The sequence below is a fragment of the Streptomyces spinoverrucosus genome (assembly GCF_006539505.1).
Lineage (GTDB): Bacteria > Actinomycetota > Actinomycetes > Streptomycetales > Streptomycetaceae > Streptomyces > Streptomyces spinoverrucosus.
In genome coordinates this window covers 25,822-40,285 of record NZ_BJND01000040.1, presented here as the reverse complement: position 1 = coordinate 40,285, position 14,464 = coordinate 25,822, and the positions used below count along the sequence as shown (strand labels likewise).

General features: G+C 70.2%; 15 protein-coding genes and 1 tRNA gene. 7 read left to right on the top strand and 9 right to left on the bottom strand.

Annotated elements, in window-relative coordinates:
* Positions 1-83: 83 nt before the first annotated feature.
* Positions 84-1,142, top strand: coding sequence for a murein hydrolase activator EnvC family protein (locus SSP24_RS25860; protein WP_141312147.1), 1,059 nt, complete (start codon positions 84-86; stop codon positions 1,140-1,142).
* Positions 1,143-1,201: 59 nt separating this feature from the next.
* Here the strand turns inward: SSP24_RS25860 and SSP24_RS25855 are convergent, their stop codons facing one another.
* The 7 genes from SSP24_RS25855 to SSP24_RS25830 all read right to left on the bottom strand — a co-directional run bounded on the left by SSP24_RS25855 (position 1,202) and on the right by SSP24_RS25830 (position 7,519).
* A complete protein-coding gene (locus SSP24_RS25855; protein ID WP_174864708.1) occupies positions 1,202-2,089 on the bottom strand; it encodes a Cof-type HAD-IIB family hydrolase in 888 nt (295 codons plus the stop codon).
* A gap of 87 nt (positions 2,090-2,176) precedes the next feature.
* Positions 2,177-3,079 (bottom strand): LLM class flavin-dependent oxidoreductase, encoded by a 903-nt coding sequence (locus SSP24_RS25850; RefSeq protein ID WP_141312098.1) that lies wholly within the window; start codon positions 3,077-3,079, stop codon positions 2,177-2,179.
* Between the two features lie 42 nt (positions 3,080-3,121).
* The gene (locus tag SSP24_RS43025) at positions 3,122-3,271 is read right to left on the bottom strand and encodes a hypothetical protein (protein ID WP_167529702.1); all 150 of its coding nucleotides are present in this window, start codon (positions 3,269-3,271) and stop codon (positions 3,122-3,124) included.
* 30 nt (positions 3,272-3,301) lie between these two features.
* Positions 3,302-3,850 carry an RNA 2'-phosphotransferase gene (locus SSP24_RS25845; protein ID WP_141312097.1) on the bottom strand — a complete coding sequence of 183 codons (549 nt, stop codon included), beginning with the start codon at positions 3,848-3,850 and terminating at the stop codon, positions 3,302-3,304.
* A gap of 126 nt (positions 3,851-3,976) precedes the next feature.
* On the bottom strand, positions 3,977-4,909 hold the full coding sequence (locus SSP24_RS25840; RefSeq protein WP_141312096.1) for a MerR family transcriptional regulator: 933 nt from the start codon (positions 4,907-4,909) through the stop codon (positions 3,977-3,979).
* A 13-nt stretch (positions 4,910-4,922) separates the two neighbouring features.
* Entirely contained in the window at positions 4,923-6,674 is a 1,752-nt protein-coding gene (locus SSP24_RS25835) for an SDR family oxidoreductase (RefSeq protein ID WP_373306684.1), read from the bottom strand.
* A gap of 2 nt (positions 6,675-6,676) precedes the next feature.
* Positions 6,677-7,519, bottom strand: coding sequence for a M24 family metallopeptidase (locus SSP24_RS25830; RefSeq protein WP_141312094.1), 843 nt, complete (start codon positions 7,517-7,519; stop codon positions 6,677-6,679).
* Between the two features lie 229 nt (positions 7,520-7,748).
* On the opposite strand from SSP24_RS25830, the gene SSP24_RS25825 reads away from it, so the two are divergent.
* The 6 genes from SSP24_RS25825 (at position 7,749) to SSP24_RS25800 (ending at position 12,000) form a co-directional block, all read left to right on the top strand.
* The gene (locus SSP24_RS25825) at positions 7,749-8,744 is read left to right on the top strand and encodes an ABC transporter ATP-binding protein (RefSeq protein WP_141312146.1); all 996 of its coding nucleotides are present in this window, start codon (positions 7,749-7,751) and stop codon (positions 8,742-8,744) included.
* Positions 8,734-9,642, top strand: a complete 909-nt coding sequence (locus SSP24_RS25820; protein ID WP_141312093.1) for an ABC transporter permease — start codon at positions 8,734-8,736, stop codon at positions 9,640-9,642. The genes SSP24_RS25825 and SSP24_RS25820 overlap by 11 nt, the downstream gene beginning before the upstream one ends.
* Positions 9,639-10,550 carry an ABC transporter ATP-binding protein gene (locus SSP24_RS25815; protein ID WP_141312092.1) on the top strand — a complete coding sequence of 304 codons (912 nt, stop codon included), beginning with the start codon at positions 9,639-9,641 and terminating at the stop codon, positions 10,548-10,550. Before SSP24_RS25820 ends, SSP24_RS25815 begins: the two co-directional genes overlap by 4 nt.
* A 10-nt stretch (positions 10,551-10,560) precedes the next feature.
* Positions 10,561-11,280, top strand: coding sequence for an ABC transporter permease subunit (locus SSP24_RS25810; protein WP_141312091.1), 720 nt, complete (start codon positions 10,561-10,563; stop codon positions 11,278-11,280).
* Between the two features lie 107 nt (positions 11,281-11,387).
* The gene (locus SSP24_RS25805) at positions 11,388-11,630 is read left to right on the top strand and encodes an SGM_3592 family protein (protein WP_141312090.1); all 243 of its coding nucleotides are present in this window, start codon (positions 11,388-11,390) and stop codon (positions 11,628-11,630) included.
* A 282-nt stretch (positions 11,631-11,912) separates the two neighbouring features.
* Positions 11,913-12,000: transfer RNA gene (locus SSP24_RS25800), tRNA-Ser, on the top strand.
* Positions 12,001-12,056: 56 nt separating this feature from the next.
* On the opposite strand, the gene SSP24_RS25795 is transcribed toward SSP24_RS25800, so the two are convergent.
* Positions 12,057-12,875, bottom strand: coding sequence for an HAD family hydrolase (locus tag SSP24_RS25795; protein ID WP_141312089.1), 819 nt, complete (start codon positions 12,873-12,875; stop codon positions 12,057-12,059).
* The gene (gene serS / locus SSP24_RS25790) at positions 12,872-14,149 is read right to left on the bottom strand and encodes a serine--tRNA ligase (RefSeq protein WP_141312088.1); all 1,278 of its coding nucleotides are present in this window, start codon (positions 14,147-14,149) and stop codon (positions 12,872-12,874) included. Before serS ends, SSP24_RS25795 begins: the two co-directional genes overlap by 4 nt.
* Positions 14,150-14,464: the final 315 nt, after the last annotated feature.

Below are 14,464 nucleotides of genomic sequence, written 5' to 3'. Positions count from 1 at the left end.
GCTCTGCTCCATCCGTGCGCGACGTCCCCCAGGCGTACGACTTCGACAGGACCACAGAGGCCGTGCGGGCCAGGATCGCTGACATGCGCTCATCCCGCCGCCCCCGCTGGCTCGTTCCGGCGCTGCTGTGCGCGCTCGCCGTGCTCGCGGCCCGGCCCACCGAGACGCCCGGGAGGAGCCCGGCCCGGGGCGGCGCCGATCCCGGTGTCAGCGCCGAGGTGGCGCGGCTGTACGAGGACGCGGCGGCGACGACGCGGCAGTACGAACAGGGACGGCGGCAGGTCCAGGCGCATCGAGCGCGGGCTCAGCGGCTGGACGCACACCTCGACCGCGAACGGCGGCAGCTCGCCGCCCTGCACGAGGACCTGGGCCGGATCGCGCGCGCCCAGTACCGCAGCGGCGGGGACGTCCCCCTCACCGCACGCATGCTCCTCGCCGACAATCCTGAGGAACTGCTCCGCCGACAGCACGCCGTGTCGAAGGCGGACCTCGCTGTCAACAACGCGATCAGCAGGAGCCGTCGTGCGCAGGCCAAGCTCGCGGCGGACGAGGGCAAGGCCGCGGCGGAGTGGAAGGCGCTGGAGCGGCGGAACGCCGAGCTCGCGGCGCTGAAGCGGGACATCGAGCGCAAACTGGAGGAGGCCCGCCGGCGGTTGCAGGCGGAGGCCGACTCCTCCGCCGCGTCGGGCACCTGCCGGGGTGCCGTCCGCCTCCACCAGCGGGACGTGTCCCGCAAACGCGGGTGGGTGGCGCCGGTGAAGACGTACCAGCTGTCAGCGCGGTTCGGCAGCGGCGGTGCGAGGTGGGCGAACCGGCACACCGGGCAGGACTTCGCGGTGCCGATCGGCACGCCGGTGCGGTCCGTCGGCGGTGGCCGGGTCGTGAAGGTGTCCTGCGGCGGCGCCTTCGGCATCCAGATCGTGATCGCGCACCCCGGCGGCTACTACACGCAGTACGCCCACCTCGCCTCGGTCGCCGTCGACCAGGGGGCCCGCGTGGCGCCGGGTCAGTGGATCGGTCAGTCCGGTACGACCGGCAACTCGACCGGCCCTCACCTGCATTTCGAGGTACGGGTCACTCCGGAACTGGGGTCGGGGGTGGATCCGGTGCCGTGGCTGGCGGCACGAGGGGTCCACCTCTGACGCCGATGAGCCAACGTCCGATACGACGGCGGAGCGGGTCTGACCGCCCTCGCGGACGATCAGACCCGCTCCGCCAGCATCCGCTCGATCACGACCGCCACCCCGTCGTCGTTGTTGGCGACCGTCCGGCCCGACGCCGCGGCGATCACGTCCGGGTGGGCGTTGCCCATGGCGTACGACTGGCCCGCCCAGGTGAGCATCTCGACGTCGTTGGGCATGTCACCGAAGGCGACGACCTCCTCGTGGGAGATACCGCGCTCGGCGCAGCACAGGGCGAGCGTGCTGGCCTTGGAGACGCCGGGACCGCTGATCTCCAGCAGGGCGCTGGGGCTGGACCGGGTGACGTTGGCGCGCTCGCCGATGGCGAGCCGGGCCAGCGTGAGGAAGGCGTCCGGGTCGATCTCGGGGTGATAGGCGAGGATCTTGAGCACGGGCTCGCCCGCCCCGGGCGCGTCCGGCGCCAGCAGCTGCTCGGCCGGCGCCAGGGCGTCCGGGACCTCCATGTGCAGCTTCGGATAGTCCGGCTCCTGGTAGAAGCCGTACGTCTGCTCCACCGCGTACACCGTGCCGGGCGCCGCATCCCGCAGCAGTCGTACGGCGTCGAGCGCGTTCTCCCGTGCCAGCTCCCGCACCTTCACGAACCGGTGGGTGCCGGGGCCGCCGTGCAGGTCGACCACGGCGGCGCCGTTGCCGCAGATCGCGAGGCCGTGACCGTGGACGTGGTCGCTGACGACGTCCATCCAGCGAGCCGGGCGGCCGGTGACGAAGAAGACCTCAATGCCCGCCTCCTCGGCGGCCGCGAGGGCGGCGATCGTGCGTGGGGACACCGACTTGTCGTCGCGGAGCAGGGTGCCGTCGAGGTCGGTGGCGATCAGCCGGGGCGGAACTGCGGCGGCCGGGGTCTCGGGCTGTCGAGTCGCTGAGGTCACCCGGCCATTCTCGCGCATATGCCTGCACGGCCGTGCGGGAGTCCGCACAGGTGAGTGGATACCGCTGCCCACCTGTGCCGTTGCGCCCAGCGACGGCTGCTCGGCTCAGCCCAGCTGCGCCAGTGCCTCCATCGCGATCTGCTCGAACACCTTCTGCTCCGCGGCGAAGTCCGAGTCGGGGATGGGCCAGTGGATCACGATCTCGGTGAAGCCCAGCTCCTGGTGCCGCCCCGCGAAGTCCACGAACGCGTCGAGGGACTTCAGCGGCCGGTTGCGGTCCGGAGTGAAGCCCGTGAGCAGGACCTTGTCCATGCCGGAGATGTCGCGGCCCATCGCGGCGCAGGCATCGGCGAGCCGCTCGGCCTGCCGCCGAATGGCCTGAACCGACTGCTCGGGCGTGCCGTCCGTGTAGAGCTTGGGATCGCCGGTCGTCACCCACGCCTGCCCGTGGCGGGCTGCGAGCTTCAGCCCGCGCGGGCCGGTGGCGGCCACCGCGAACGGCAGCCGGGGGCGCTGCACACAGCCGGGGATGTTGCGCGCCTCGTGCGCCGCGTAGTAGTCGCCCTTGTACGACACCGCGTCCTCGGTGAGCAGCCGGTCCAGCAGCGGCACGAACTCGGCGAACCGGTCGGCACGCTCCTTCGGGGCCCAGGCCTCCTGCCCCAGCGCGGTGGCGTCGAAGCCGGTGCCGCCCGCGCCGATACCCAGCGTGATCCGGCCGCCAGAGATGTCGTCGAGGGAGATCAGTTCCTTGGCGAGGGTCACCGGATGCCGGAAGTTCGGCGAGGTCACCAGGGTGCCCAACCGCATCCGGTCGGTGACGGCCGCGGCGGCGGTCAGCGTCGGTACGGCGCCGAACCACGGGCCGTCCCGGAAGCTGCGCCAGGACAGATGGTCGTAGGTGTACGCGGTGTGGAAACCGAGCTGCTCCGCGCGCTGCCAGGCCGATCGGCTGCCCTCGTGCCAGCGGCGGTACGGGAGGATCACAGTGCTCAGACGCAGACTCATGGAGCCGAGCCTAAGCGGCCTGGCGTGTTTCACGTGAAACAGTCACCGCACGTGACGGCTCAGCCACGGCGTCAGAGTGATCAGCAGGATGAACTCCTTGTGCGTACGGTCTCCCGGCAGCGGCACGACCAGGAAGTCGGGCACATCGTCGTGCGGCGGTGCGGCGGCTTCGGTCGTGGGCAGGTGGTCCATACCAAACTCCACACCAGGGATCACGCAGGCTCAGTGCCGCTCGGGAAAGCGCAAGTACTGCGGCGGTACGTCCTTCGTCAGCCACACCCCGTTCGCGCTGACCTGGAACACATGGCCGTCGCGGTGCATCGCACCCGCGTCCACGGCCAGCACCACGGGGCGGCCCCGGCGGGCGCCGACCCGGGTCGCGGTCGCGCGGTCGGCCGAGAGGTGCACGTCGTGGCGGTTCATGGGCCTGAGCCCTTCGGCGCGGATCGCGTCCAGGTTGCCGGCCACGGTGCCGTGGTAGAGGTACGGCGGTGGGGTCGCCGGGGGCAACCCGAGGTCGACCTCGATGCTGTGGCCCTGGCTGGCGCGGATCCGGGTGCCCTCGATGGCGAAGCGTTTCTTGTCGTTCGTCGCGACCACGTGGTCCAGCTCTTCGCGGGTGAACCGGAACCCGTGCGCGGCCGCCGCCGCGATCAGTGTGTCGACCTCGACCCAGCCGCCCTCGTCGAGGGTGAGCCCGATGCGCTCCGGCTGGTGGCGCAGGTGCTTCGAGAGGTACTTCGACACCTTCACGGTGCGTCTGTCGTCCATGCCTTCAGCGTGCCGGGAGAGACGCGGATCACGCACTTGATTTTGCTCGGGAGGTTTGATCCACAACTACCTGGAGTTATCCACAGGGAGATGGGCGGAGCTGTGGACAAGCACCCACCTGCTTCATCACTTTTCGTCACTTTTGGGGGTCTTTGTCTCGCGTGACGCCAGGCAATCCAAGGCCCGCGCCCGAACCTCCCGTTCAGCGGCGAGAGTGACAAACGTACCCGCCTGCTCCGCGCCAACCAGCTCCTCCACGGCCCGCATCGTGTCCGCCGGTATCCGCACCAGTCGCGTCTCGCCCCCCGCCTCCACGGCCCCGCCTCCGCCGAGGTGCCGGCGCAGCTGCCGGGACGCCAACACCCGCATCGCGCGGGCGAGTTCCGCGTCCACCGTCTGACGGGCCAGGGGGCGCAGCCGTCGTACGAGAGTGGCCGCTTCTGCCGCGTCCGCGTCCGTCGGGCGGTGGGGTCCGTCGAGGTAGCGGGCGAAGACGTGCTCGGTGGTGAACTCCAGGAAGCGGGAGGCGATGTGCTCGACCTGGGCCCTCAACTCCCGCAGATGATCGGAGAGCGCGGACAGCGGCACTCCTGCCGCATGCAACTCCACGGCCACGGCGAGCTCTTGAGGGCTCGGCACGACGAACGCGTCCTCGTCGCCCGGTACGGGCTCCAGTACCCCCAGCTCGACGGCCTGGGCGATCGCCGCGGCGTCGGGGATGCCGCCGAAGCGGTCGGTCAGTTCGGCGCGGGTGATCCGGGACGGCTCCTCGTCGGTCCATGGGCCGTCCACCTCGGCGACCAGGCCGAGGACCCCGCCGAGGCCGCGGCCGGAGTCGTGGGCCTCCAGCAGCTCCTTGATCGAGGCCAGGGTGTAGCCCCGGTCCAGGAGGTCGGCGATCTGGCGGAGGCGGGTGACGTGCGCGTCCGTGTAGGCGTTGGCTCGGCCACGGCGTTCCGGGCGGAGGAGGACGCCGCGGTCCTGGTAGGCGCGGATGGTGCGGACGGTGGTGCCCGTGAGGTGGGCGAGGTCCTCGATGCGGTACGTCGGCTCGCTCATGCGCGTGCCCCGCTCACAACCGTGGTTCCACCCGGGCGATCCTGCGCAGCGCACCCGGCATGAACCGCGACAGCAGGTAGGCGCCGCGGGCCTCAGGAGTCACCGGCACCACCGCCTCGTTGCGCACGACCGCCCGCAGGATCGCGTCGGCGACCTTCTCCGGCGGATAGTTCCGCAGCCCGTACAGGCGTGCGGACCGCTGCTGGCGCCGCTTCTCCTCCGCCGCGTCCACTCCCGCGAACCGTGCCGTCGAGGTGATGTTGGTGTTGACGAAGCCGGGGCATATGGCCGTGACGCCGATGCCCTGCCCGGCGAGTTCCGCGCGCAGGCACTCGCTGAGCATCAGCACGGCGGCCTTGGAGGTGCTGTAGGCGGGCAGTGCCCGGGAGGGTTGGTACGCCGCCGCCGAGGTCGTGTTGACGATGTGGCCGCCCTGCCCGCGCTCGGCCATCTGCCGGCCGAAGAGCCGGCAGCCGTGGATCACGCCCCACAGGTTGACGTCGAGGACCTTGCGCCAGTCCTCCGGGGTGGTGTCCAGGAAGCGTCCGGACAGGCCGATACCGGCGTTGTTCACCAGGACGTCCACGACGCCGTACTCGGTCGCGACCTTCTCCGCGAGCTTCTCCATCGCCTGCTCGTCGGAGACGTCGACCATTTCGGCCCAGGCTTCCGGCGCACCGATCAGGCGGGACATCTCCGCGGTCCGGGACGCTCCCTCCGCGTCCCGGTCGACGGCGATCACGCGCGCGCCGGCCTCCGCGAACGCGAACGCCGTGGCCCTGCCGATGCCGCTGCCCGCGCCCGTGACCAGCACGAGCTGCCCGCCGAAACGGTCCGCGTAGCGGCCTGTCGCCTCGATCACCGGCCTGCCTCCTTCGTTCGCGATCACGAACTCCTCGATCCAGGCGGCCAGCTGGTCCGGGCGGGTGCGCGGGACCCAGTGCCTGGCGGGGAGCGTCCGCCGGGTCAGTTGCGGAGCCCACCGCTCCAGATCGTTGTAGAGCCGCTCGGACAAGAACGCGTCCCCGAGGGGCGTGATGAGCTGCACGGGCGCGTGCGCGTACGCGTCCGGGCGCGGTCTGCGCAGCCGACGCCGTACGTTGTCCCGGTACAGCCACGCCCCGTGTGCCGCGTCCGTGGGCAGCGATGCGGTCGGGTAGGCGTCGGCGGGGGCCTTCTCCATGCGCTGCAGGATGCGCGGCCAGTGTTTGCCGAGGGGGCCGCGCCAGGCCAGCTCGGGCAGGACGGGTGTGTGCAGCAGGTACACGTACCAGGACTTGGCGCCCTGGCCGAGGAGTTGGCCGACCCGGCGCGGGGTGGGGCGCTTGATCCGCTGCTGGATCCAGTGGCCGAAGTGGTCCAGGGACGGCCCCGACATCGAGGTGAACGAGGCGATCCGGCCCTCGGTGCGCCGGACGGTGACGAACTCCCAGGCCTGCACCGAGCCCCAGTCGTGCCCGACCAGATGCACCGGACGGTCCGGACTCACCGCGTTCACGACGGCCAGGAAGTCGTCCGTCAGCTTCTCCAGTGTGAACCCGCCGCGCAGTGGCTGTGGTGCCGTCGACCGGCCGTGGCCCCGGACGTCGTACAGCACGACGTGGAAGCGTCCGGCGAGGCGGGTCGCGACCTCGGACCACACCTCCTTGCTGTCCGGATAGCCGTGCACGAGGACGACCGTCGGCTGCTTGGGATCCCCCAGCTCGGCCACACAGAGCTCGACCCCGCCCGTACGCACCCAGCGCTCCCGCGCGCCTGCCGGCATCGTCACTTCTCCTCCGCCCAGCGCCGCACGTGCGGCAGATCGTCGTCCAGCCAGAAGGCGCTCTCCTCGGGGTCCTTCGAGTCGGTGACGACGAGGATCTCCTCGAACTTCGCGCCCGTGCCCCGGAAACCGAGATGGGGTTCGACCGCCCACAGACCCGGCTGCGGCGGGTGGTCGGAGAAGCGGTACGGCGACCAGAGCGGGGACCAGCCCTCACGGTGGCCGTGCAACGCGTCGGCGGCGAGGCCCTTCAGGGACTGTGTGCCGAACCCGAACAACCGTGGGGACCAGCGGCGCTCCCGCACCCGGTCCACCTTGTGGGCGATCACTCCGAAGGGGTACGCGCGGTGCCGGTTGGCGTAGCCCTGACGGACCATGAGGCGGTCCACGTCCTCGTAGATCTCCCGCAGTGAGCGCCGCTCGCGCACCTCGCGCAGGATCAGCTCGCGGTGCGCCTCCAGGTCGGCCATCAGCTTGTTCTGTACGGGATTGATGCCGAGCGAGCCCGAGTAGCCGATGTCCGCCGTGTGGCCCTCGAACACCGGTGCCATGTCGAGGATGAACGGCATCCCCGGCTCAAGGCGCCGGTTGGTGGGGAAGAACTGCAGCGGGATGCGGAAGCCCGCGAACGCCGTGCGGTCGCCGAACCAGGCGAACGGCAGGTGGAACCAGTCCCGCACGCCCCGCTGGCGCAGCCACTCGCGCTGCATCCGAGCCGCCTCACGCTCGGTCACACCCGGCGTCAGTTGGGCGGCCACGGCCTCCGCGCACTCGTAGGCGAGTCGCTGCACCTTGCGGAACCCACGCAGCTCCGCCGAGCGTTCACTGGTCACTGCCGTCGCCATGGCACCCCGTCCCACTGGTTGCGGTACGTGCTCGTAACTTGACACCGCTGAATGTGACAGTTGTTAGAGGCTGCGTCAATAGGCATGCCTGCGCCTGTGGACAACCCGTGGCGCGTCGTTCGACCTCAGGGGGACCCTTAGGGTCCCGTAATACTCGAGGGTGACTTCAAGACGGCTCTGCGGTCTGACGACTTGCGTGGCGCGGATCACTACGGTCGAAGACGTGACTGTGATCGCGACCGAAAGCCTGAGCAAGCGGTTCCCCAGGGTGACCGCTCTTGACCGGCTCTCCGTGGACGTCGGGCCCGGTGTGACCGGACTCGTCGGAGCCAATGGAGCCGGCAAGTCCACACTGATCAAGATCCTGCTGGGTCTGTCCCCCGCCACCGAGGGCCGCGCCGAAGTGCTCGGACTCGATGTCGCCACCAAGGGCGCCGCCATCCGCGAGCGCGTCGGGTACATGCCGGAGCACGACTGTCTGCCGCCCGACGTCTCGGCCACCGAGTTCGTCGTCCATATGGCGCGCATGTCCGGCCTCCCGCCCGCCGCCGCGCGCGAGCGCACCGCGGACACCTTGCGCCATGTCGGCCTGTACGAGGAGCGCTACCGCCCGATCGGCGGCTACTCGACCGGCATGAAGCAGCGCGTCAAGCTGGCGCAGGCCCTTGTCCACGACCCGCAGCTGGTCTTCCTGGACGAGCCGACCAACGGCCTCGACCCGGTCGGCCGGGACGAAATGCTCGGCCTGATCCGCCGGATTTACACCGACTTCGGCATCTCCGTGCTGGTCACCTCGCACCTGCTGGGCGAGTTGGAGCGCACCTGCGACCACGTGGTCGTGGTCGACGGCGGCAAGCTCCTGCGCTCCAGCTCCACCACGGACTTCACCCAGACCACCACGACGCTAGCCATCGAGGTCACCGACACCGACGAGCACCCGGACGGCACCCGCGCGGTGCGCGACGCGCTCCACGCGCGCGGGGTGACTGTTGACGCCGGCAGCGGACTGCCCGGCGCCGGCCATGTCCTGCTGCTCACCGCGCAGGGCGAGGAGACCTACGACCTGGTCCGCGACACGGTCGCCGACCTCGGTCTCGGCCTGGTCCGCATGGAGCAGCGCCGGCACCAGATCGCGGAGGTCTTCACGACCGACACGAACACCGGTGCGGACACCGGCACGGACACCGACGAGCAGCGGAAGGAGGCGGTCCGCCATGGCGGTTGAGCAGCCCGTATCCACGGCGCCGGGTGACCAGACCCGTATCCACAACATCGGCTACCGCACGTACGACGGCCCGCGCCTGGGCCGTGCCTACGCCCGCCGCTCCCTCTACTCGCAGTCCCTGCGCGGCGCCTACGGCCTCGGCCGCTCGGTGAAGTCCAAGGTGCTGCCGATGCTGCTGTTCGTGGTGATGTGCGTGCCCGCGGCCATCATGGTCGCCGTCGCGGTCGCCACCAAGGCCAACGACCTGCCGGTCGGCTACACGCGCTACGCGATCATCATGCAGGCGGTGATCAGCCTGTACATCGCCTCGCAGGCGCCCCAGGCCGTCTCGCGCGACCTGCGATTCAAGACGGTGCCGCTGTACTTCTCGCGGCCCATCGAGACCGCGGACTATGTGCGCGCGAAGTACGCGGCGCTGGCCTCGGCGATGTTCATCCTCACCGCCGCCCCGCTGCTCGTCCTCTATGTGGGCGCGCTGCTGGCCAAGCTCGACTTCGCCGACCAGACCAAGGGATTCGCACAGGGACTCGTCTCCGTGGCACTGCTCTCGCTGCTCTTCGCAGGCATCGGCCTGGTCATCGCGTCGGTCACGCCGCGCCGCGGCTTCGGCATCGCGGCCGTGATCGCCGTGCTGACCATCTCCTACGGCGCGGTGTCCACCCTGCAGGCCATCGCCGACGCGCAGGGCACCTCGGACTCCATCGCCTGGATCGGCCTCTTCTCACCCATCACCCTCATCGACGGAGTGCAGTCCGCCTTCCTCGGCGCGGACTCGGCGTTCCCGGGCGGGGTCGGCCCCACGAACGCCGAGGGCGTCGTCTACGTCATCGTCACCCTGGGCCTCATCGCCGCGAGCTACGGCCTGCTGATGCGCCGCTACAAGAAGGTGGGACTGTGACCACGCTCTCCATCGACCACGTCTCCCGCTGGTTCGGCAACGTCGTCGCCGTCAACGACATCACCATGACGATCGGCCCCGGCGTCACCGGCCTGCTCGGCCCCAACGGCGCCGGGAAGTCCACCCTGATCAACATGATGGGCGGCTTCCTGGCTCCCTCGACCGGCACGGTCACCCTCGACGGCCAGCAGGTCTGGCGCAACGAGAAGATCTACCAGCACATCGGCATCGTCCCCGAGCGCGAGGCGATGTACGACTTCCTCACCGGCCGCGAATTCGTCGTCGCCAACGCCGAGTTGCACGGCCTCGGCGCCAAGGCCGCCCAGAAGGCCCTCGCGACGGTCGAGATGGAGTACGCGCAGGACCGCAAGATCGCCACCTACTCCAAGGGCATGCGGCAGCGCGTGAAGATGGCGAGCGCGCTGGTCCACGACCCCTCGCTGCTCCTGCTGGACGAGCCCTTCAACGGTATGGACCCGCGCCAGCGCATGCAGCTGATGGACCTGCTGCGGCGGATGGGCGACGAGGGCCGCACGGTGCTGTTCTCCTCGCACATCCTCGAAGAGGTCGAGCAACTCGCCTGGCACATCGAGGTCGTGGTCGCCGGACGGCACGCGGCCAGCGGTGACTTCCGCAAGATCCGCCGCCTGATGACCGACCGGCCGCACCGCTACCTGGTGCGTTCCAGCGACGACCGCGCCCTCGCGGCCGCGCTGATCGCCGACCCGTCGACGTCCGGCATCGAAGTCGACCTCACCGAGGGCGCGCTGCGCGTCCAGGCCGTCGACTTCGGCCGCTTCACCGCCCTGCTGCCGCGGGTGGCCCGGGACCACGGCATCCGTCTGCTGACGGTCTCGCCGTCCGACGAGTCCCTCGAGTCCGTGTTCTCGTATCTGGTCGCGGCGTAGGAGGCCAAAGATGTACGACCCCACAGTCGCCCGGCTCACCTACCGGGCCCTGCTCGGCCGGCGCCGGGCCCTCATCCTCGGCGCGCTGCCCCTGCTGCTGATCGCGATCTCCGTGGTCGTGCGCGGCCTCGCCGGAGCCGACGACCAGACGGCGGCCGATCTGCTGGGCGGGCTCGCGCTGGCCACGATGGTGCCGATCATCGGCGTCATCGCGGGCACGGGCGCGATCGGCCCGGAGATCGACGACGGCTCGGTGGTGTATCTGCTGTCCAAGCCGGTGAAGCGGCCCACGATCATCTTCACCAAGCTGATCGTGGCGATCGCGGTGACCATGGTGTTCTCGGCGGTGCCCACGCTGATCGCAGGGTTCATCCTGAACGGCAACAGCCAGCAGATCGCCGTCGCCTACACGGTGGCCGCGCTGGTCGCCTCCATCGCCTACGCCGCGCTCTTCCTGCTGCTCGGCACGGTCTCCCGGCACGCGGTGGTGTTCGGCCTGGTCTACGCGCTGGTCTGGGAGGCCCTGTTCGGCTCCCTGGTGTCCGGAGCGCGCACCCTCAGCGTCCAGCAGTGGTCGCTGGCGGTTGCCCACCGCGTCGGGAACGGTGAGCTGGTGACCTCGGACGTCGGGCTGCCGACGGCGACGGTGCTGCTGGTCGTGGTCACCGTGCTGGCCACCTGGTACGCCGGGCAGAAGCTGCGGTCGCTGACGCTGGCAGGCGAGGAGTAGCGGAGTAAAGGTCCGGGCCCCTGACAGGGCCCGGACCTGACGGGGGCTTCACCTCTGTCCAGGCACACTGGATGAAGGGGATGCACTGCACGAACTGGAGGACGGGGATGGCAGGCGGGATGTCGGGACACGAGGAGCGCGGACAGTCCGGGGACGACGCCTGGGACGACCTGGTCCTGGACGACGACTTCATACGCGCGGCCGAAACGTCGGAACCGTCCGCCCGCGCCCGCATGTTGACCGCCCGCTGGCGCCGTGAGAAGCCCGAGCCACAGCCGTGGCGCTCCGACGAGCCGCCCGCGGGATGGTTCTTCAGCAAGGCGCGCCGCCGCAAGTGGCGCCGCCGGTAGCGGACGTACGCGGCCTCACCCGGCCTTTTAATCAGTGGCGGCCAACTCACCGTGACGACATAGTAGTTCTGTCCACATCGCCGGACGGTGAGTCCGGCGCCACGGTCTGGGAGAGGAGCCGGACGATGTCCATGCACGGCAGTACGTCCAGCTCCCGTCAGGGCAGCCCGCGGCGGACTCCGGAGTAGTCGCCACCGCTCCGTCGAGTCCGCCCCGCACGGGGAGCTGCCCGGGGCGGCCGCTTCGAGCACGCGATGTCGCTCTCGCGTGGGCCGCCCACCCGGAGGATTGGCCGAGTGGTAAGGCACCGGTTTGCTAAACCGCGGTCGGGCCTGGAAAGCCCGCGCACGTTCGATCCGTGCATCCTCCGCGCAACGTTGTCACTGGGACTGCGCCAACTTCAGGGTGAGATGCGTAGCCGCTGGGTCAGCCCAGCAACCGCTCCACCACCACCGCGATCCCGTCCTCCTCGTTGGACGCGGTCACCTCGTCCGCCACCGCCCGCAGTTCCTCGTGGGCGTTGGCCATCGCCACGCCCCGGGCCGCCCAGGCGAACATCGGGATGTCGTTGGGCATGTCGCCGAAGGCGATGGTGTCCGCGGCCTTCACACCCAGCCGCCGGGCCGCCAGCGACAGCCCCGTCGCCTTGGACAGGCCGAGGGGGAGGAGTTCGACGATGCCCTGGCCCGCCATGGTGACGGTGACGAAACCGCCCGCGGCCCGCTGGGCGACCTCCGCGAGTTCGTCGTCGGTCAGGGTCGGGTGCTGGATGTAGATCTTGTTCAGCGGCGCCGACCAGAGGTCGGAGACTTCCGTGAAGGGCGTCGCGGGGAGCCCGCCCTGGAGCGCGTACCCCGGCCCGACCAGCACCTCGCCGTCCAGGCCGTCGCGGCTCGCCGCCAGATACAGCGGGCCGACCTCCGCCTCGATCTTGGCCAGGGCCACCCCCGCCAGCTGCCGGTCCAGGGTCACCGACGTCAGCAGGCGGTGCTCACCGGCGTCGTACACCTGTGCGCCCTGGCCGCAGACGGCGAGGCCGCTGTAGCCGAGGTCGTCGAGGATGTGCCGGGTCCACGGGACCGCGCGCCCGGTGACGACGATGTGCGCGGCGCCCGCCGCGGTGGCCGCGGCGAGCGCATCCCGGGTGCGTCGCGAGACCGACTCGTCGGAGCGCAGCAGCGTGCCGTCGAGGTCGGTGGCGATCAGCCGGTAGGGGAACCGTGCGGCGGGAGCCGTGTCGCTCACTTGGCCACCGGCTCCAGGACCTCCCGGCCGCCCAGATACGGACGCAGCACCTCGGGCACGCGCACGGAGCCGTCGGCCTGCTGATGGTTCTCGAGGATCGCGACGATCGTGCGCGGTACGGCGCACAGGGTGCCGTTCAGCGTCGCCAGCGGCCGTACGGTCTTCCCCTCACGGACGCGGATCGACAGGCGGCGGGACTGGAACTCGGTGCAGTCCGAGGTCGAGGTCAGCTCGCGGTACTTGCCCTGCGTCGGGATCCACGCCTCGCAGTCGAACTTGCGCGCGGCCGAGGCGCCCAGGTCACCCGAGGCGACGTCGATGACCCGGTACGGCAGCTCCAGCGAGGTCAGCCACTGCTTCTCCCACTCCAGCAGGCGCTGGTGCTCGGCCTGCGAATCCTCGGGAGCGACGTACGAGAACATCTCGACCTTGTCGAACTGGTGCACGCGGAAGATGCCCCGGGTGTCCTTGCCGTGCGAGCCCGCCTCGCGGCGGAAGCAGGGCGAGAAACCCGCGTAGCGCAGGGGAAGGCGGTCGGCGTCGAGGATCTCGTCCATGTGGTAGCCGGCGAGCGCCACCTCGGAGGTGCCGACCAGGTACAGGTCGTCGCTGTCGAGGTGGTAGACGTCCTGGGAGGCCTGGCCGAGGAAGCCCGTACCGCCCATGGCCTGCGGACGGACCAGCGCCGGCGTCAGCATCGGTGTGAAGCCGGCCGCCGTGGCCTGCGCCATCGCGGCGTTCACCAGGGCCAGCTCCAGCAGTGCGCCCACCCCGGTGAGGAAGTAGAAGCGCGAGCCGGAGACCTTCGCGCCGCGCTCGACGTCGATCGCGCCGAGCAGCTGGCCGAGCTCAAGGTGGTCCTTGGGCTCGAAGCCCTCGGCGGCGAAGTCGCGGATCGTGCCGTGCGTCTCCAGGGTGACGAAGTCCTCCTCGCCGCCCACGGGCACATCCGGGTGGACGAGGTTGCCGAGCTTGAGGAGCAGCTCCTGGGTCTCGGCGTCGGCCGCGTCGCGCTCCGCGTCGGCGGCCTTGACGTCGGCGGCGAGCTGACTTGCCTTCTTCAGCAGCTCGGCCTTCTCGTCCCCGGTGGCCTTGGGGATCAGCTTGCCGAGCCCCTTCTGCTCGGCGCGCAGCTCGTCGAAGCGGACGCCGGACGACCTGCGCCGCTCGTCGGCAGACAGGAGAGCGTCGACGAGCGCGACGTCCTCTCCACGGGCGCGCTGGGAGGCGCGCGCACGGTCGGGGTCCTCACGGAGCAGGCGAAGGTCAATCACGCGCTCAAGGCTACCGGTGCGGGGTGACGGCCCACGACTCACTATTCCGAGCTGCGGCTTACGTTACGTTATGCGGTAATTGCCAGCTGTTGTGCACCCTCGTCAATAATGATCTTCCCGATCCCTTGATCGGGTCAGTCGAGGGGCGACCGGTTGACTGGATTTCCTTGTGGGGAGCGGGACTTGGGGTCTCGGTTGTCCACAGGAATCCATGCCTCCCGAAAAGTTATCCACAGGGTGTGCGGAAGATCTGTGGATTCGGAATTGATCAATCCGAAGCGCGCTGATGGATCTTTGGATTCCCAGGGCAAACCT